Source organism: Xanthomonas fragariae (assembly GCF_900183975.1).
Taxonomy (GTDB): domain Bacteria; phylum Pseudomonadota; class Gammaproteobacteria; order Xanthomonadales; family Xanthomonadaceae; genus Xanthomonas; species Xanthomonas fragariae.
Genome location: NZ_LT853882.1, coordinates 1,466,433 through 1,484,689 on the forward strand (window position 1 = coordinate 1,466,433; position 18,257 = coordinate 1,484,689).

Below are 18,257 nucleotides of genomic sequence, written 5' to 3' on the forward strand. Positions count from 1 at the left end.
AGATCTCCTTGGCTGAGATGTGAGCGTGTTGGGATGTCGATGAATATGTTGTGAGTCGAACGCAACCACAGCGCAACCATGGCCATCGGCAGCAGCGCGTGTGCGCGCGAAGCAAGCGGGGGAGTACGGCCAACAGGTATGCTGGGCGGATGCTCTATCTCGCTTCCCGTTCGCCGCGTCGACAAGAACTCCTGCAACGCCTGGATGTGCCATTTCAAACGTTGGAACTGGACGTGCCCGAGTTGCGCGCGCCCGGCGAATCGCCTGAACAGTACGTGCAGCGCGTTGCGCTGGACAAGGCGCGCGCCGGCTTGGCGCTAGTGCAGGCGACCGACCCCGATGCGATCGTGTTGGGTTCAGATACCGAGGTCGTCCTGGGCGAGCGGGTGTTCGGCAAGCCCATCGATGTCGACGATGCGATCGCCATGCTGGGCGAGTTGTCCGGGCGCACCCACCAGGTACTCACGGCAGTGGTTTTAGTCTGCGTACAGCACGCGCCGGCGCGGGCCTTGGTGGCGTCGGAAGTCACCTTCGACACGCTCGATGCCGCGCAGATCGCCGCTTATGCGGCCTGTGGCGAGCCGATGGGCAAGGCCGGCGCGTATGCGATCCAGGGACGCGCCGAACGATTTATCCGCCATTTGTCCGGGAGCTATTCCGGCGTGATGGGGTTGCCGCTGTTTCACACCTCGCAGTTGCTCACAGCCTTCGGAGCGCATTGATGTCGGAAGAGATTTTGGTCAACGTCACCCCGCGCGAAACCCGTGTGGCGGTGATCGAGAACGGCATGCTGCAGGAGCTGCATATCGAGCGCGGTTGGCGCCGCGGAGTGGTCGGCAATATCTACAAGGGCAAAGTGCAGCGGGTGATGCCCGGCATGCAGGCGGCGTTCGTCGAAGTGGGGCTGGAGCGCGCGGCGTTCCTGCACGCCAACGACGTGATTCGTCCCGCGCCGGCGCCTGCCAGCGTGGTCGATACCGAAGAAACCCCGATCCCACCACCGCCGGTCGCTTCAGTGCCGATCGTCGAGCTGCTGCGCGATGGCCAGGACATCGTGGTGCAGGTGGTCAAGGACCCGATCGGCACCAAGGGCGCGCGCCTGACTACGCAGATCAGCATCCCCTCGCGCTATCTGGTGCTGCTGCCGCAGTCGAAGATCGTCGGGGTATCGGCGCGGATCGAAGACGAAGCCGAGCGGCTGCGCCTGAAGACCATCGTCGGCGAGGTCTCGGCCAAGAATGGTGGTTTTGGCTACATCATCCGCACCAATGCCGAAGGCCAGCCGGCAGAAGCGTTGGCCGAGGACGTCGCGTATCTGTCGCGTGTCTGGAACGTGGTCGAGCGGCGCGGCCGCGAAGCGCCGCCGTGCAGCATCATCTATGAAGACCTGAGCCTGCCACTGCGTGCGGTGCGCGATCTGATCCGCCGCGACGTTGAAAAGGTCAAGGTCGACTCCAACGAGACCTTTGTGCAGCTGCAGGCGTTCGTGGCCAAGTACATGCCGGTGCTGGCCGAGCGGCTGGAGCTGTATACCGGCGACCGGCCGATCTTCGATCTGTACGGCGTCGAGGACGAGATCGGGCGCGCGTTGAACAAGCAGGTGCCGCTCAAGTCCGGCGGCTATCTGGTGATCGACCAGACCGAGGCGATGACTACCATCGACGTCAACACCGGCTCGTTCGTCGGCCAGCGCAACCTCGAAGAAACCGTGTTCCGCACCAACCTGGAGGCGGCCCAGGCGGTGGCGCGGCAACTGCGGCTGCGCAACCTGGGCGGCATCATCATCATCGACTTCATCGATATGGTTGACCCCGAGCATCGCCGCCAGGTGCTACGCACGCTAGAAAAAGCGTTGGCGCGCGACCACGCCAAGACCACCGTTTACGAGTTTTCGCCGTTGGGTCTGGTGGAGATGACGCGCAAGCGCACTGTCGAAAGCCTGGAACGGCAGCTGTCGGAAACCTGCGGCCAGTGCGGCGGGCGCGGCACCATCAAGACCGCCGAGACGGTGACCTACGAGATCTTCCGCGAGATCACCCGTGCGGTACGCCAGTTCGATGCGGCGCGGCTGCTCGTGATCGCTTCGTCCAAAGTCGTCGCACGCATCACCGACGAAGAATCGGCGACGGTGGCCGAGCTGGAGGAATTTCTCGGCAAGAGCATCCGCTTCCAGTCCGACGACCAGTATCTGCAGGAGCAGTTCGATGTGGTGTTGTTGTGAGGTGGGAATTTGGGATTTGGGATCCGTGAATGGGGATGTGTAAAAGCCGGCACCGTCATGATTGGTAGTGAACAAGTGAATGTTGATGTGACCGTGCAAGGCCGCGCTGTAACCAATCCCAATCCCAATCTCTGATGCATAATCCCCGCGTCTAATGCCTGCCCCGCTGCGCCGCCGTCTTCGTCTGTTTTGCCGCTATGCGATCACCGCCGGCGCGCTTGCGCTGGTGGCGCTTGCGTTGTTGGTTGGTGCGGCCAGTCAGGCGCTGCCGTTGGTCGAAGAGCATCCGCAGCAGAGTGCCGAGTGGCTGAGCCAGCGCGCCGGCCAGCCGATTGCGTTCGATCGCCTGCAGACCGAATGGACCCGGCGCGGACCGCTATTGCGGCTGGATGGTTTGCGCGTCGGTCCGCATGGCGAGGTGCGCGTCGGTCAGGCCGAAATTCTGCTGGCGATATACGCCGGTCTGCTGCCTGGCCATTCGCTGACCGAGGTGCGCCTGCGTGGACTGGCCTTGACGTTGCAGCGCAGCGATGACGGCGTGTGGTCGGTGCAGGGCTTGCCCAGCGGTAGACACGGCGACCCGTTAGACGCATTGCGCCGGCTCGGCGAGATCCAGGTGGCCGAGGCGCGTCTGCACGTGGTCGCGCCATCGATCGGCCTGGATACCACGCTGCCGCGCATCGACCTGCGCCTGCGTGTCATTGGCTCGACCGTGCAGGTGGGTAGCCGCAGCTGGATCGATCTCAAGCGCGCGCCGCTGACCACGGTGATGGACTTCGACCGCGACAGTGGCGACGGCAGCGCCTATGCGCAGGCAGATCCGGTCGATCTGGGAGCGTGGGCGTCGCTGCTGCAGTTTGGTGGCCTTCACGTGGATGGAGGCGGCGGACATCTGCAGGCGTGGGCGCAACTGCGCGCGCGCCGCATCACCGGCGTCACCGTGGAGGCCGATCTTGAGCAGTTGCGGTTGTCCGGTGCCGCAATGCCCACGGAAACCGCGCGCCGCACGCTGATATGGGAGCGGCTGCAGGCGCGCGCGCGCTGGCAGACCATCGATGGCGGTTGGCGGCTGGACGCGCCGCTGCTGCGGCTGGGCCAAGCCGCCAAGTTGCAGCATCTGGACGGGCTGAGCATTGCCGGCGGGCGGCGTTATGCAGTGGTCGGCAAACATGTCGATGTTTCCGGCCTGATCGCGGCGGCGGCGCTGAGCGATCAGTTATCGCCCGGCTTGCGGCGTTGGCTGACCTTGTCCAAGCCGCAACTGCGCGTGGCCGATTTGCAGATTGCAGGCGAGCAGGGCGGCACGCTGCGGGCGCAGGGCCAGATCGAAGAGCTGGGCTTTCTGCCGGTAGGCAATGCGCCAGGCATCAGCGGTCTGCGTGGTCACATCGATGGCGACGCGCAGGCGGTCGAGTTGGAGACAGCGCCGAACGCTACATTGCGGTTCGATTGGCCGACCGGTTTTGGCGTGGTGCACGCGCTGCAGTTGGCCGGCAAGATCGTCGGCTGGCGCGAGGGCGCCGGTTGGCAGGTCGCAACGCCGGCCTTGCGCGTGCAGGCCAAGGATTACGGCGCCAGCGTGCGCGGCGGGCTGTGGTTCCAGAACGACGGCAGCCGCCCGCGCATCGAGCTGGCCACGCAATTGGATGATGTCGCTTTGCCGGTGGCGCGCAAGTTCTGGATCCGTTCCAAGATGAGCAAAGCCGCCATCGACTGGCTGGACATGGCGGTGGCCGGCGGTGTCGTGACCGGCGGCACCGGTCTGGTCAGTGGCGATCTGGACGACTGGCCGTTCGACAATAAAGATGGCCGTTTCGAAGCGTTCGGGCAGATCCGCGACGGCGTGATTCGCTTCAATCCGGATTGGCCGGCGATGGAGCATGTGCAGGCCGATCTGCGTTTCCTCGGCAACGGGTTTTCGTTGCAGGGCAATGGCGATCTGGCCGGCACGCCGATCGCAACGTTGGAGGCGGGAATTCCCAGCTTCGCCACCTCCGAGCTCTACGTGCGCGCCTCCACCCAGACCGACGCGGCACAGTTGTTAGGCATGCTACGCAAGAGTCCATTGGAGAGCCGCTACGGCGATACCTTGCGCAATATCGCGGTTTCCGGCCCGGCGACGGTGACCTTCGATCTGCTGCGTCCTTTGCGTACCCAGGGTGTGGGCGGCCATCTGCAGGGTACGGTCGCATTGCAGGGCGCCAAGCTGGGCGATGCGCGCTGGAATCTGGCCTTCGACCAGGTCAGCGGGCAGGCCGCATACCGCGACACTGGCTTCGTTGCCGAGCATTTGAGCGTGCAGCACCAGGGCCGTAGCGGCGATCTGTCCTTACGTGCCGGTGGCTTCGTGCAGGACCCGAAGCAGGCATTCGAGGCACGCTTTGGCGCCACCCTGGATGCCAGGGAACTGTTCGACCGCGCGCCGCAGATGGAATGGCTGCGCCCGTACGTGCATGGCAGCGCGACATGGCAGGTGGGCGTGGATGTGCCGTTGCCGCCACCGGGGCAACCTGACGCGCAGGCAATGTTGACCCTGCGTTCTGAGCTGGTCGGCACTACCCTGGATCTGCCCGCACCGTTGGACAAAGCGGCTACGCAGCCGCTGGACACTCGGGTCGAGGTGGCCCTGCCAGTAGGCGATGGCGATATCGATGTGGCCTTCGGCAAGCTGGTCGCGCTCAAAGCCAGCAGACAGAGTAACCAGACCGGCGTGCGTGTGGTGATGGGCGCCGACACCGTCACCGAGCGTCCGCCCGTCAATGGGTTGGTGGTCACTGGCCGCACGGCGTCGCTGAATGCGATCGACTGGATCAGCCTGGCGCGCGGCAGCAGCGCGCCAGACATGCCGCCGCTGCCGGGCCAGCCGGCGACTCCGAAAAAGGACGCGGTGCCGTTGCAGCAGGTGGATGTGCAGGCCGACAAGTTGTTGATGATCGGCGGCGTGTTCCCGCAGACACGCTTGCGCCTGCGCCCAACCCGCGACGCGGTGGCGGTGACGTTGGACGGCCCATCGCTGGAAGGCCAGATCACCGTTCCCAATGCCGACGGCGCGGCGGTGCAGGGCAAGTTGAGCACCGTGCATTGGCAGCCCGTGGCAGCGCCGGTCGAACCGACCGGGCCCGAGCCGGGCGACCTGTTGGCCGGCGCCTTGCCGGAGCCGGCACGCCGCGCAGTAGCCGAATTCGACCCGGTCTCGATTCCTCCGCTGTCGCTGGATATCGACGATCTGCAGGTCGGCAAGATGACCCTGGGTGCGGCCACCTTGCGCAGCAGCCGGCTCACCGACGGCATGCAGGTGGATCAGCTGCAATTGCGCTCGGACGATCAGAACATCGGTCTGACCGGCGCCTGGCGCGGCAAGGGCGATGCTGCCAGCACCCGGTTGTCGGTGCGGGTGGACAGCCGCAACCTCGGTAACCTGCTGCAAAACCTCACTCTGGGCGGCCAGCTGCGCGGCGGCGAAGGTCAGCTGGAACTCAACGCAGGCTGGCAGGGCTCGCCGACCGGTTTTGCGCTCGGCTCGCTGGACGGCAACCTCACCGTCGACGTGCGCAACGGCCAATTGCTGGAAGTGGACCCGGGCGCCGGCCGCGTGCTCGGCCTGCTCAGCGTGGCGCAGTTGCCGCGCCGGCTGATGTTCGACTTCCGCGATTTCTTCTCCAAGGGCCTAGCGTTCAACAAGCTGGCCGGTGAAGTGCGTTTCGACAAGGGGTTCGCGCGCACCGAGGCGATCCGTATCGAGGGCCCGGCTGCCGACATCGCCATCCACGGGCAGGCCGATCTGCGCGCGCAGACCTTCGACCAGACCGTGGACGTGAGCCCCAAGGCCGGCAATCTGCTGACCGTGGTCGGCGCGGTAGCCGGTGGTCCGGTTGGCGCGGCGGTGGGAGCGGCTGCCAACGCGGTGCTCGGCAAGCCGCTGGGCGCGATCGGCGCCAAGACCTATCACGTCACCGGGCCGTGGAAAGATCCGCAGGTGGACGTGGTGGAGCGCAAGGTCAGCACGCCACAGCCGAAGTGACCGATCGCTGGTAACACGCTGCGCGCATCGGCACTGATCTGGATCGCATCCAAGCCATCGGCACCCTCCTGACTGGCCTGGAAACCGGACTGGCACAGCAGCTCCCAGCCATGCGTAATGGCAATCGCCAGCGACAGGTAGCGGTAGGCATAGCGGTGGGCGGTGGCGTCCATCCAGTCGCGCTCATGCAGGGCGGGGGGGTGTACAGCGTGTAGCCACCATCCAGGATGTGGGCGATGCGCTTCAAGCGCGGACACCGGCGAGACAACGGCCAGCGATGATAGCCGCGCCATATGTTCAGCCGGACGACTTGTCTCTCCGCCGCGCGGGCCCCATCCTGACTACATGACCAATAACGCTCTCACTTTGGCCGAAGCCCGGCTGCTGCTTCCTTCCGGCCTAGATACCGGGCACCTGGACCGTACCTTCGGCGCCCTGCTGGGCCCTGGTATCGACTTCGGCGACCTGTATTTCCAGCATTCGCGGCGCGAGAGCTGGAGCGTGGAAGACGGCATCGTCAAGGACGGCGCGCACTCCATCGAGCAAGGCGTGGGCGTGCGTGCGATCGCCGGCGAGAAGACGGGTTTTGCCTATTCCGATGACATCCACCGCGACGCGTTGTTGGAAGCGGCGCAGTCCGCGCGCGCGATCTCGCGCGAGGGCGGCGCCCAGTCCACCCGCTCGCTGGTCCGTGGCAATGGCCGTGCGCTATACCCGGCCACAGACCCTATCGACGACATGGACAGCGCCACCAAGGTCGATCTGCTGCGCCGGATCGATCAATACCTGCGCGCGGCAGATCCGCGCGTCAAACAGGTAATGGTGAGCCTGTCTGGCGGCGTGGACACGGTGCTGATCGCGCGCAGCGATGGTGTGCTGGCTGCCGACGTGCGCCCGCTGGTGCGCTTGAATGTGCAGGTGATCGTCGAACACGGCGGGCGTCGCGAATCCGGCTATTCCGGCGGCGGCGGGCGTTATGGCTATGCCGAGCTGTTCGCAGACGGTCGCCCGGAGGGCTTCGCCCGCGAAGCGCTGCGTCAGGCGCTGGTCAATCTGGACGCGATTCCCGCACCGGCCGGCGTGATGCCGGTGGTGCTCGGTCCGGGCTGGCCTGGCGTGCTGCTGCACGAAGCGGTCGGGCACGGCCTGGAAGGCGACTTCAATCGCAAGGGCACCAGCGTCTACGCCGGCCGCATCGGCGAGCGTGTGGCCTCGCCGGGCGTGACCATTGTCGATGACGGCACGTTGGACGGCCGTCGCGGCTCGCTCAACATCGACGATGAAGGCACGCCCAGCCAGTGCACCACGCTGATCGAAAACGGCGTGCTGGTCGGTTATATGCAGGACACGCACAACGCACGCCTGATGGGCGTGGCGCCGACCGGCAACGGTCGCCGTGAGTCGTTCGCGCACCTGACCATGCCGCGCATGACCAACACCTACATGCGCGCTGGCCAGCATGACCCGCAAGAGATGATCCGCGCGGTCAAGAAAGGGATCTACGCGGTCAACTTCGGCGGCGGCCAGGTCGACATTACCAGCGGCAAGTACGTGTTCTCCGCTACCGAGGCGTACCTGATCGAAGACGGCAAGGTCACCGCACCGGTGAAGGGCGCAACGTTGATCGGCAACGGCCCGGAAACCATGCAGAAGGTGCGCATGATCGGTAATGATCTGGCGCTGGACGAAGGCGTGGGCGTGTGTGGCAAGGACGGGCAGAGCGTGCCGGTCGGCGTCGGTCAGCCGTCGCTGTTGATCGACGGCATCACGGTGGGTGGGACGCAGGCGTGATATCGGCCGGAACCCGGAACCCGGAGCCCGGAAGCCGAGAAGGGCAGTGGCTGTCGCTCTTGCAGTTACTCCGTTTCCGGATCCCCGTTCCCCGGTCCCGCATAGTCGATATCGACGTCTCCGTCGTCGGCATCGGTTTCCCCGCCGGCTTGCGTGGACAAATCGCGCAATACCTGAAACAGCTCGCGGTAAGCACGCGGCGGTTTGTTCTTGGCCCGCTCGTGGACGGCGTTGCGCACCAGTTGACGCAGCTGCTGACGATCGGCGGCCGGGTAGGTTTCCAGCAGTTCGGCCAGCGCGACGTCGCCGTCGGCCAGCAGGCGCTCGCGCCAGCGCTCGACGCGGTGGATCGCGGCCACTTCGCGGCGCGCGGTGTCGCTGTTGGCATCCAGCGCATCGCGCATCGCTGCAAGCGTCTGGTCGTCCTCGCGGCGCATGTGCTTGGCCAGAAACGCCAGCTGCCGCTTGTGCGCGATATGCGAGGTGATGCGCTTGCTCTCTTCGATATGCGGAATTAGCGATTCGGGCACCGGCAACTTGGCCAGCTGCGCTGGGGTGAGCGCCACCAGCTTCTCGCCCAGGTCGAAAATTTCGAGCGCCTCGCGCCGCTGCTGGCTACGGCTGGCGCCGCGAAATTCACCGGTATCTTCGTCGCGTCCGCGCATTGCCAATACATCCCAAAAACGTAGTTATTTAGATAGTCCGGCCATGGATGGCAGGGTTCTTGCGGAGGGATCCGCATCCAGGATCCGCATCAAAAGGATAAAGCATTGAACGCACTCTCCTCCGAAACCCGTGTCAACGACGACAGCCTGCAGTGCCTGGACGCGCTTACCGACATCTCGCAACGCTTGCTTGAGCGCGCCCGTGCGGCCGGTGCCACCCAGGCCGAAGTGAGCTGCAGCGAAGAGCGCGGCCTGGACGTTAACGTGCGGCTGGGCGATGTGGAGACGGTCGAGTCTACCCGCGACCGCGGCATTGCCGTCACCGTGTACTTCGGCAAGCGCAAAGGCAGCGCCAGCACCGCCGACCTGCAGGATTCCAGCCTGGAATCCACGGTTGCGCAGGCCTGCGCGATCGCCCGTTATACCGAAGACGACGTGGCCGCCGGCCTTGCCGACCCGGAGTTGATGGCGCGCGACTTCCCCGAAATGGACAGCTGGCACCCGTGGGCGCTGGACGCCGACACCGCGGTGGACCTGGCGCTGGCCTGCGAAACCGCCGGCCGCGAGGCCGATGCGCGCATCAGCAATTCCGATGGCGCCTCGGCCAGCACCGGGCTCAGCCTGTCGGTGTACGCCAACTCACATGGCTTCATCGGCCGCGAGCGCGGCACCCACCATTCGATCAGTTGCGCCTTGATCGCCGGCCAAGGGGACAGCATGCAGCGTGATGGCTGGTACAGCAGTGCACTGGCACGCGAAGACCTGGAAGCGCCCGAGGCGATCGGCCGCCACGCCGCCGTGCGCACCCTGGCACGCCTGCAACCGCGTTCGCTGCCGACTGGCCAGCTGCCGGTGTTGTTTGCGCCGGAAGTGGCGCGCTCACTCGTCGGCCATCTGCTCGGCGCGGTCTCTGGCGGCGCGCTGTATCGCCGCTCCAGCTTCCTACTCGACAGCGTCGGCACCACGTTGTTCCCGGAGTGGTTCAACATCGAAGAACTGCCGCACCTGCGCCGTGGCCTGCGGTCGGCCGCGTTCGATGGCGAAGGTGTGGCGACACGGCGTTCGACGCTGATCACCGACGGCGTGCTGCAGCGCTATGTGCTGGGCAGCTATTCGGCACGCAAGCTGGGCCTGCAGACTACGGCCAATGCCGGCGGCGTGCACAACCTGCAGGTCACCGCCAACGCAGGCGATCTGGCCTCGATGATTGCCGGCATGTCGCGCGGTCTGCTGGTCACCGAGCTGATGGGCAACGGTGTCAATGCGGTAACCGGCGATTATTCGCGGGGTGCTGGCGGTTTCTGGATCGAGAACGGCGCGATCGCCTATCCGGTTGATGGCCTGACCATCGCCGGCAATCTGCGTGACATGTTTGCTGGCATCGAAGCGGTCGGTAACGATGTCGATCCGCGTTCGCACGTCAAGATCGGCTCGGTGCTGATCAACCGCATGACAGTGGCAGGCGACAGCTAAGCGGCTAACAAGACGGTTACGTAGCTGCCATCCATACTGGCGCGCCAGTGTTCGCCCGCCCGCCGCCTGGCTAGCTGGTTCGCCAGCACGGCCAATGTCCGGCAAGGCTTGGATCACTCGACCACCTAGGTGCCAGCTACAGCGGCGGCTGGCCTGTCGCCGCGCTCACCATCGCATTGTTGGAGAGCGGGCCAGACAATGTTTTTCTGCACTGGTGGTTGGCTGAATCGTTGCTACAGTCTGCCGCACCACAACCATACACGGGCCAGACACGATGAGCGGAGTCGAACCACACGCCGTACCGCAGCCGATCTGCACCAGCACGCCGTCGGAGGAGCGCACCCTGGCGCTTGTCGCGCATCTGCTCGGCATCCTGACCTCTTTCATCGGTGCATTGGTGATCTGGCTGATCAGCAAGGACGCCAGCCCGTCTAAGCCGTTCGCCACCGATCAGGCCAAGGAAGCACTGAATTTCCAGATCACCGTGATCATCGCCTACGTCGCAGCGCTGATCCTGACCATCGTCTCGTTCGGCATTCTGTTCTTCATGCCGACGCTGGTCTGGATCGCCAATCTGGCGCTCTGCATCCTGGCCGCGGCCAAGGCCAACAACGGCGACTATTATCGTTATCCATTCACGCTGCGCCTGATCAAGTAATCCAGCGCAGAGTGAAATGCGAAGGCCCGGTATCGCTGCCGGGCCTTTGTCGGTTTCAGACGATGGCGCGATTAGTTCTGCGCCGAGGTGTTCTCGGCGAAGTACTCATGGTTGTCCGTGTTAGCGATTGCCTGGGCCGGGTTGCTGATCGCCAGGCTGCGCGCGCTGGACTGACCATAAACGCGGTCCAGCGTACCGGCCAACAGTGAAGTGGCTCATCTCGTGCACCAGCGTGCCGGCCTTGGAGTCGGTGCCCTGCAGCGGAGCGCTCCAGAACGCGTTGCAGACATAGATTTCGTACGGCGCGTTTGCATAGACATAGGCATAGGTGCTGTCGCTGCAATTGCAGTTGATGGTGATCTGGCCGTTGTTCTGGTCCAGCGCATTGTCGATGGCGACAAAGTTCTGGCTGACGTGGCTGTAGCGCGATGCGCTATAGGCACCAAACCAGGTGGTGTAGCGCGCACCGGTGCTGCCGGCATTGAGGTAGTTGCGCGCGTTCTGCGAGTAGGTGCGGGCGGCCGCGATCGCGCTGCCGGCCTGGGTGGTGCGGGTGGTACTGCAGTTCAGGTAATTGACGCCGTTGACCACGGCAGTCGGACCGACTGCCAGCTGGCGCTGCACGCCGCGGTTGACGCCGTCCGGCCACACCGTCAACGGTGCGCTACCGGCGACCGCCGTGTTGCCGTCGGCGGTCTTCAGCAGGCTGCCATCAGCCAGCGAGGCGTACTGCAACGGCGAGCTGACGCGGATGGTGTAGTTGCCACTGGTCGATAAGTCGTAGGCGGCAGCCAAATCGACCTCGCCTTTGACGCTCTGGCCCGGCTGCAGAATGGTGAAGTCGGCCGCCTTGGGCAGGCCGCGCTTGATCAGACGCCCTGTGTAGCTCACCGGCGCGCCATCGCGGCTCACTTCCAGGACCCCGTTGTCCAGCGACTTCAGCGGCAGCTGATAGGTCGGAATACGGGCGATCTGGCTGCCGGTGTTGGTGACGGTCACGGCAATCCTGCCTTGATAGCGGCCAGCTTGGTCGGCGACCGATGTCAGTTCGATGGTCAACGGAGCCGGGCCGCGCACGGACTGCGCCTGCGCCGATCCGAGCACGCCCACGACGGCCAGCGTGCCTGCTGCAAACGGTGCGAGAAGAACGTTTTTCACCAGTGACTCTCCATGCGGTCGGGGGATGTCCGCGAGCGCGGGCAGGTCAACCTTGTCAGCGCGAGCAGGCTTGATAAGGCGCGCAATTGGTGCTGTTTTTGTCGCTCCGGCGGCTTGAAAGCCTGTAGGTAAATTACGTATGTTGATAATCATATAAAAAATAAGATCGGCGTCGCGGATTTGGGCTGACTTTAATGAAATTAATTTGGTTTAAATTTCATTAACAAAATTAACGTTTTGCGACGCGGCGCTCCTGCGGGACGAACGCGTTTCATCTACCGACTGTGCGCTGGCGCACGGAGTGCGCAAACGGCTGCTCGATTAGGATCGATATCGTTGATTGGCGCTGAGGTTGGCCGTGGCAATCGATTGGATGAAACGTTGCGATCAGCCGTCAGCCGTCAGCCGTCAGCCGTCAGCCGCGGCCGACGGCGTGCGGGATGAGCGTGCGCAACAAGGTTCTGCTGGTTGCTGACAGCGGGCGTGCAAGCTCCGCGGCTATAAGCTCGGTTTGATCGTCACGCTTAGCGCACGCGGTCCACCGCGAAGCGCCCCAGCCTGGCCAGCGTGTCGCCTGGTGGCCCGTAAGGCTGCAGCACCTGGTGCATGCGTGTCGCCAGTTCGGCCAATTTGGCCTTGGCGCCTTCCATTCCGAGCAGGGCAGGGTAGGTGGACTTGGAGTGCGCCGCGTCCTTGCCGGCGGTCTTGCCCAACTGCGCCGAGCTCGATTCCACATCCAGAATGTCGTCGCGCACTTGAAAGGCCAGGCCCAGCGCATCGGCAAAGTTGTCCAGACGTTGCTGGTCGGCAGGCGCGGCGCCGCCGGTCAGTGCGCCCATGCGCACCGCAGCACGGATCAAGGCGCCGGTCTTGAGCGCGTGCATGCGTTCAAGATCGCTGAGCGACTGCACCTGCCCGGTCGCGTCGATATCCAGTGCTTGGCCGCCGCACATGCCGGCAGCGCCGGCAGCGGTCGCCAGACTCTGCAGCCAGCCGACACGCAGCTCGGCACTGGCCGAGGCGCCGGCCAACAGTTCGAAGGCGCGCGTCTGCAACGCATCGCCGGCCAGAATTGCCGTGGCTTCGTCGAAGGCGATATGCACGGTAGGCTGGCCGCGCCGCAGCGCGTCGTCGTCCATTGCCGGCAGGTCGTCGTGCACCAGCGAGTAGGCGTGGATGAGCTCCACTGCGACGGCAGGCGTCTCCAATCTGTCTTCGTCGGCACCGAACAACGCACCGCTTGCGTACACCAGCAGCGGCCGCATGCGTTTGCCGCTGCCCAGCACCGCGTGTCGCATCGCTGCGTGTAGGCGTTGCGGCGCGCGTGTCGCGCTCGGCAGACAGGCCTCCAGGCGAAGTTCGGTGCGAGCGATCCAGTGCTCGAACAGCGCCGAACTCACCTCAGCTGTCCAGCGATGGCGGTTCGAAGGCCTCGGCAAGCTTGGGACGGGCGGGGTCGGTCAGCAAGCGCACGCGCAATTGGGCTTGCTCCAGCGCCTGCTGACAATCGCGGTACAAGCCGATGCCGCGTTCGTAGGCCGTGAGCGATTGCTCCAGGCTCAGGTCGCCGACTTCCATCTTTTGCACCAGTTGCTCGAGTTCTTCCAACGACTGTTCGAAGCGGGCAACCGGGGACGTTTCGTTCAAGGACTTCTTGGCCATCGCCAAAGTGTGCGGCGCGCGCGCAGGCGGGTCAATTCGCAGTGGCGTCGTCGCGCCATCGCAGATAGGCGGCGTTGGCTTGCAACCAGTCGTTCAAGCTCGCCGAAATGATGCGATCGCCGGCTGCTAGCACATGCTTGTCGGCCCACAAGACGGGCAGCCGCTGGCGTTGCCACGGTGGCAGATCCAGCGCTTGCAGCAGATGCTTGAGTTGATGCGAATGCGCGCGCTGCGGCAACGTGATGCGTTCGCCGCCTTGGCGCGCACGCACACGCAGCGGTTGTGCGAAACGCAGGCCGGGTGGGCCATGCAATTGCAGCTGCGCGCCGTCTGGCAGCTGCAGAGGATGTTCGCCGTCCCAATGCGCTTGCCAGTCCGACGGCCAGGTCGCGGATGGGCGATGCAGATACAGGCACTGACGCCAGCGACGCACTTCTACCTGTTGCCAGGCGAAGCGGGCTTGCCGATCCGGTGCGTGGTTGTCGATTTCCTGTTCCAACGCAGCGATGCCATGCGCAGGCAGGGGCGGTGCATGACCTGCGCTAACCCAAGCACGCAGCAAACGCGGCCGACGTGCCGCTGGCTGCCCACGCAGCAGTTGCAGATCCAGCGCACCGCTTGCGGTCCGCATTCTGGGCAGAAGTGCGAGATCGTCGTGCAGCAGCAGATCGCTGGCATCGGCGCTCAACTGTGCACTGCGCGCCAACGCATCGGCAGCCTGCGGCCAGCGTTGATGCAACAAAGGCATCACTTGGTTGCGCAGGAAATTGCGGTCGTGGCGTGTATCGGCATTGCTGGGGTCTTCGATCCATTGCAGCCCGTGCGCCAGCGCATAAGCGAGCACGTCGGCGCGACCGTTCGCCAGTAACGGACGCCACAGCATTCCGTTGGCGAACGGGCGCTGCGCGCGCATCGCCGCTAATCCATCCGGGCCGGAGGCACGCAACGCGCGCAGCAAAAACGTTTCGGCCTGATCGTCGCGGTGGTGCGCCAGCGCGAGCCATTCGCCTGGTGCCAGTGCTTGCGCGCACGCTGCATGGCGCGCGTTGCGTGCCGCCGCTTCCAGGCCAAGACCGCTGTCGCGTGCGACCTGCACACGGACGATCTGCAAGGGAATCTGCAGCGCATCACATGCACGCAGGCAATGGGCGGCCCACGCGTCGGCATCGGCATGCAGCCCGTGATGCACGTGCAGCGCGCGCAGCCCGGTATCGCAATAGCGTGGCGTCGTCGCCAGCAAATGCAGCAACACGCCCGAATCGATACCGCCGCTGAAGGCAATCAGCACCGGTCCGGGCGGTGTCGCGGGTAACGACAGTGCAGTCATCGAGACATGCAGATCGACACGGCGTTTGAACGCGCTGCGACCGCCGGCGATTTGTCTTCACTCCCGGTCGTGCCACGCGCAGCGTTGTACATCACCGCTTGGTCGCAGTCTCGAACGTGGTCGGCTTCGGCAACTCCACCGGCACGCCGGCGCTGTCGCAGGTGCCGGCCTTGCACAGGCGCTCGCGCAGGCGCGGGGTGGCCTGCACGATGACGTGGTAAATGACGTTCTCTTCCAAGGTGCCGCGGAACGCCGCGCTGCCCGGGCCCGTCGCCCAGATGCCCACGTCTTCGCCGCCATGGCTCTCGGACTTGGTCGGTACCAGCGATTCCTGCATGTAGCTGGGCGCTTCGGTGTCGACATGGGTCAAGTCCGGGCGGCCGGCTGCGGGTTCGCTGCTGCTGGGTTCGTGCGGGAATTTCTTCGGGCCGGCCGGCTGCGCGTTGCTGGCACCGGTATGACCGGGGCCGTTTGCGTAGCTCAGCGTAGTGTAGGGCTGCCCGGCCAGATCGGTGGCCAGCTGGGTGCGGTCGCCTTCTTCGCCGCCGGTGCCACGCACCTTGCCCAGGATCGGGTTGCCGCGCACCGGGTAGCCGACGAAGTTGAGCGTGTGCGAATGGTCGGCGGTGACGATGATCAGCGTGTCCGGTGACGCGGTCTGCACGGCGGTGCGCACCGCATCGGATAGCGAGACGGTTTCATCGAGTGCGCGGTAGGCGTTGCCGGCGTGGTTGGCGTGGTCGATACGACCGCCTTCGACCATGAGCGCGAAGCCGTTCGGGTCGCGCGACAGCGACTGGATCGCGGTGCGCGTCATCTCGGTCAGGCTGGGCTCGCCTTGCGCAGTGCGGTTGCGGTCGTGATCGAACTGCATGTGATCCGGCTGGAACAGGCCCAGCAACGCAGGCGCACCGGCAGCGTCCTTTAATTGCTGTTCGTTCCATACATACGCGCCTTGCGGGTGCGCCTGCTTCCACTCGGCGATCAGATCGCGGCCGTCCAGGCGCAGGCCGACCTTGTCGTCGTATTCCGGGTCGCGCTCCTGCACGGTCTGGAACTGGCTGCGTCCGCCGCCTAGCACCACTTGCGGGCCGCGCCCGTAACGCGCGGTCCAGAGCAATTGCTGGGCGATGTCCTGGCAGCCGGCGGTGCGTGCGGCGTCGGGCAGGTCGGTGTCGTTTTCCCAGTTGCGGTCCGGCGAATGGGCATAGGTCGCGGCCGGGGTGGCGTGGGTGAGTCGGGTGGTGGTGACGATCCCGGTCGCCATGCCGGCGCTGTCGGCCAGTTGCAGCCAGCTCAACAGACCTTTGCCCAGGCTGTCGGCGCAGTCGCTGCGGTTGCCGCTACTGACGCCGATCGCGCCCATGTGCGACTTCACGCCGGTGGTGATGGCGGTCATGGTGCCGGCCGAATCCGGCGTCTGTGAATCGGTGTTGTAAGTCTTGCTGAAGGCGGTAGCCGGAAACTGTTCCCATGACAACAGGTTCTCTTCGCCCGGCCCGCCCTTGCGCTGGCCGTCCAGGATGCGTGCGGCGGCCACAGTGGTCAGGCTCATCCCATCGCCCAGAAACAGGATCACGTTGCGCGCGCGGCCGGCCATGGCGCCATTGCCGGCCGCACGTGACGCGCTGGAGCGGTACCACCATTGCGGCGTCTCGCCAGCGGGATGTGTCACCTGCGGCACCTCTACCCGCACCGACGCGGGTGCAGAGGCGCTGGTTCTGGCAGTGGAGGCGCAGGCGACCACGCACAGCGTGGTTAGGGCGACGAGGGCAGGCAGGCGGTAGCGCATCGGCATCGAATTCGTGACTGAATCAACGCTCATTATGCCGGGATGCTTGGCGTCACACGGATGACACAGCGCTGTTCCAATCGTGGTCTCGCGGGCGGCGCGTGCCTGGGCTATGGTGCACGCATTTCTCCCCGGATGATTCGACGCATGACATTGGTCTCGGCCTGGTTGCGCATTCCGTTCTGGCAGCGCGTTGCGGCTGGCTTCTTCCTCGGCGCGCTGGCTGGCTGGGCCGTGGGCCCGGCGACCGATGTGTGGTTCGGCCCGCTCGGCGAGCTTTACGTCACGCTGATCAGGATGATCGCGATTCCGCTGGTGTTCTTCGCGGTGATCAATGCGATCTCCTCGCTGCATGGGCAGAAATCCGTTGCAGCGCTCGGTGGGCGCACGTTCTTGTGGTTCGTCATCACCGCGGCGCTAGCGGTGGGTGTGGGCCTTGCTGTCGGCACGCTGATGCAGCCTGGCGCCGGCCATTTCAGCCTGAGCGTTGATTCGGCCTGGAAACCGCGCGATGTGCCCAGCCCGATCCAGGTGCTGCTGGATGTGGTGCCGTCCAACCCGTTCTACGCACTGACCGGCATCGGCACCAAGACCAATGCGGCGGGCGAGACGGTATTGGCCGCAGGCCGCGGCTCGATCCTGCCGGTGATCTTCTTCGCTGCGCTGCTGGGCTTTGCGATGGTCAAGCTAGGTGAGCGTGTGGCCGAGGCGCGCAAGCTCACCGCGCAACTGAGCGACATCATGATTCAGGTCACCCGCTTCGTGCTGGAGATGACCCCGCTCGGTACCTTCGGTCTGATCGCTAGCCTGGTTGGTAGCTATGGCTTCGAGAAACTGCTGCCGTTTGGCAACTTCGTGCTGGCGCTGTATGTGGCCTGCGCGTTCCATATTGTGGTGGTCTACAGCAGTTTGTTGCTGCTGCATGGGCTGAACCCATGGAAGTTCTTCCGCGGCGCTATGCCGGGCATGCAGGTGGCATTCGTCAGTTCGTCGAGCCTTGCCGCCATGCCGGTAGCGATGCGCTCGATCTCGCATAACCTGGGCGTCAGCAAGGATTACGCCGCCTTCGCTGTGCCCCTGGGCGCCAGCATCAAGATGGATGGCTGCGGCGCAATCTTCCCGGCGCTGTGTGCGGTATTTATCGCGCAATACACCGGCGTGCCGCTGACTGCCAATCAATACTTCGTGGTGTTGATCGCCTCAGTGCTGGGCAGCTTCGGCACTGCTGGCGTTCCGGGTACTGCGGTGATCATGGCTACGGTGGTACTGAGTGCGGCCAATCTGCCATTGGAAGTCATCGGCTATCTGTATGCGATTGACCGCATCCTCGACATGATGCGCACCATGACCAACGTCACCGGGCAGATGTTGGTACCTGTGCTGGTGGCCAAGGAAACCGGCTTGCTCGACAGGAGCATCTACGAATCGGCATCGAACAACGTCGGGCTGGAAGATCCGCCGACCGATCGCGCCACGCCGCTGCGCTAAG

12 protein-coding genes and 2 pseudogenes are annotated in these 18,257 nt (G+C 64.9%); 7 read left to right on the forward strand and 7 right to left on the reverse strand.

Features of this window, described 5'->3' with window-relative positions; genetic code table 11:
* Positions 1–149 precede the first annotated feature (149 nt).
* From PD885_RS06785 to PD885_RS06795, 3 genes are all read left to right on the forward strand, one after another.
* Complete coding sequence (locus tag PD885_RS06785) at positions 150–722, forward strand: Maf-like protein (protein WP_002802931.1); 573 nt, start codon at positions 150–152, stop codon at positions 720–722.
* Positions 722–2,221, forward strand: a complete 1,500-nt coding sequence (gene rng, locus PD885_RS06790) for a ribonuclease G (RefSeq protein ID WP_002802933.1) — start codon at positions 722–724, stop codon at positions 2,219–2,221. The genes PD885_RS06785 and rng overlap by 1 nt, the downstream gene beginning before the upstream one ends.
* Before the next feature lie 154 nt (positions 2,222–2,375).
* Complete coding sequence (locus PD885_RS06795; protein ID WP_002802934.1) at positions 2,376–6,242, forward strand: YhdP family protein; 3,867 nt, start codon at positions 2,376–2,378, stop codon at positions 6,240–6,242.
* On the opposite strand, the pseudogene PD885_RS20555 reads toward PD885_RS06795, so the two are convergent.
* Positions 6,218–6,489 (reverse strand): annotated as a pseudogene (locus tag PD885_RS20555) (DUF6065 family protein); the annotation flags it as partial. The gene PD885_RS06795 and the pseudogene PD885_RS20555 sit on opposite strands and share 25 nt — an antisense overlap.
* Positions 6,490–6,587: 98 nt before the next feature.
* Here PD885_RS20555 and tldD point away from each other — a divergent pair.
* On the forward strand, positions 6,588–8,033 hold the full coding sequence (tldD, locus tag PD885_RS06800; RefSeq protein ID WP_088056723.1) for a metalloprotease TldD: 1,446 nt from the start codon (positions 6,588–6,590) through the stop codon (positions 8,031–8,033).
* 65 nt (positions 8,034–8,098) lie between these two features.
* On the opposite strand, the gene yjgA is transcribed toward tldD, so the two are convergent.
* Positions 8,099–8,698, reverse strand: a complete 600-nt coding sequence (yjgA, locus tag PD885_RS06805; RefSeq protein ID WP_002802946.1) for a ribosome biogenesis factor YjgA — start codon at positions 8,696–8,698, stop codon at positions 8,099–8,101.
* 105 nt (positions 8,699–8,803) lie between these two features.
* Between yjgA and pmbA the strand changes: the two genes are divergently transcribed.
* Both pmbA and PD885_RS06815 read left to right on the forward strand, forming a co-directional pair.
* Positions 8,804–10,171 carry a metalloprotease PmbA gene (gene pmbA / locus PD885_RS06810; protein ID WP_002802947.1) on the forward strand — a complete coding sequence of 456 codons (1,368 nt, stop codon included), beginning with the start codon at positions 8,804–8,806 and terminating at the stop codon, positions 10,169–10,171.
* 274 nt (positions 10,172–10,445) lie between these two features.
* Positions 10,446–10,829 carry a DUF4870 domain-containing protein gene (locus PD885_RS06815; protein ID WP_002802950.1) on the forward strand — a complete coding sequence of 128 codons (384 nt, stop codon included), beginning with the start codon at positions 10,446–10,448 and terminating at the stop codon, positions 10,827–10,829.
* A 71-nt stretch (positions 10,830–10,900) separates the two neighbouring features.
* Here the strand turns inward: PD885_RS06815 and PD885_RS20560 are convergent.
* The 5 genes and pseudogenes from PD885_RS20560 to PD885_RS06840 all read right to left on the reverse strand — a co-directional run bounded on the left by PD885_RS20560 (position 10,901) and on the right by PD885_RS06840 (position 16,774).
* Positions 10,901–11,987, reverse strand: a pseudogene (locus PD885_RS20560) (M35 family metalloendopeptidase).
* A 524-nt stretch (positions 11,988–12,511) separates the two neighbouring features.
* Positions 12,512–13,387, reverse strand: a complete 876-nt coding sequence (locus PD885_RS06825) for a polyprenyl synthetase family protein (protein WP_002802954.1) — start codon at positions 13,385–13,387, stop codon at positions 12,512–12,514.
* A gap of 1 nt (position 13,388) precedes the next feature.
* On the reverse strand, positions 13,389–13,649 hold the full coding sequence (locus tag PD885_RS06830; RefSeq protein WP_088056724.1) for an exodeoxyribonuclease VII small subunit: 261 nt from the start codon (positions 13,647–13,649) through the stop codon (positions 13,389–13,391).
* Positions 13,650–13,680: 31 nt separating this feature from the next.
* A complete protein-coding gene (gene tilS / locus PD885_RS06835) occupies positions 13,681–14,976 on the reverse strand; it encodes a tRNA lysidine(34) synthetase TilS (RefSeq protein ID WP_002802957.1) in 1,296 nt (431 codons plus the stop codon).
* A gap of 91 nt (positions 14,977–15,067) precedes the next feature.
* Positions 15,068–16,774 carry an alkaline phosphatase family protein gene (locus PD885_RS06840; RefSeq protein ID WP_002802959.1) on the reverse strand — a complete coding sequence of 569 codons (1,707 nt, stop codon included), beginning with the start codon at positions 16,772–16,774 and terminating at the stop codon, positions 15,068–15,070.
* Between the two features lie 141 nt (positions 16,775–16,915).
* Between PD885_RS06840 and PD885_RS06845 the strand changes: the two genes are divergently transcribed.
* Positions 16,916–18,256 carry a dicarboxylate/amino acid:cation symporter gene (locus PD885_RS06845; protein ID WP_002802962.1) on the forward strand — a complete coding sequence of 447 codons (1,341 nt, stop codon included), beginning with the start codon at positions 16,916–16,918 and terminating at the stop codon, positions 18,254–18,256.
* The last annotated feature ends 1 nt before the right edge of the window (position 18,257 follow it).

Excerpts from the sequence above, each read along its gene's own strand:
- PD885_RS06830 (WP_088056724.1), bottom strand. The coding sequence starts at position 13,649 with ATGGCCAAGAAGTCCTTGAACGAAACGTCCCCGGTTGCCCGCTTCGAA.
- tilS (WP_002802957.1), bottom strand. The coding sequence starts at position 14,976 with ATGACTGCACTGTCGTTACCCGCGACACCGCCCGGACCGGTGCTGATT.
- PD885_RS06785 (WP_002802931.1), top strand. The coding sequence starts at position 150 with ATGCTCTATCTCGCTTCCCGTTCGCCGCGTCGACAAGAACTCCTGCAA.
- PD885_RS06845 (WP_002802962.1), top strand. The coding sequence starts at position 16,916 with ATGACATTGGTCTCGGCCTGGTTGCGCATTCCGTTCTGGCAGCGCGTT.
- tldD (WP_088056723.1), top strand. The coding sequence starts at position 6,588 with ATGACCAATAACGCTCTCACTTTGGCCGAAGCCCGGCTGCTGCTTCCT.
- PD885_RS06795 (WP_002802934.1), top strand. The coding sequence starts at position 2,376 with ATGCCTGCCCCGCTGCGCCGCCGTCTTCGTCTGTTTTGCCGCTATGCG.
- yjgA (WP_002802946.1), bottom strand. The coding sequence starts at position 8,698 with ATGCGCGGACGCGACGAAGATACCGGTGAATTTCGCGGCGCCAGCCGT.
- PD885_RS06840 (WP_002802959.1), bottom strand. The coding sequence starts at position 16,774 with ATGCCGATGCGCTACCGCCTGCCTGCCCTCGTCGCCCTAACCACGCTG.
- PD885_RS06815 (WP_002802950.1), top strand. The coding sequence starts at position 10,446 with ATGAGCGGAGTCGAACCACACGCCGTACCGCAGCCGATCTGCACCAGC.
- rng (WP_002802933.1), top strand. The coding sequence starts at position 722 with ATGTCGGAAGAGATTTTGGTCAACGTCACCCCGCGCGAAACCCGTGTG.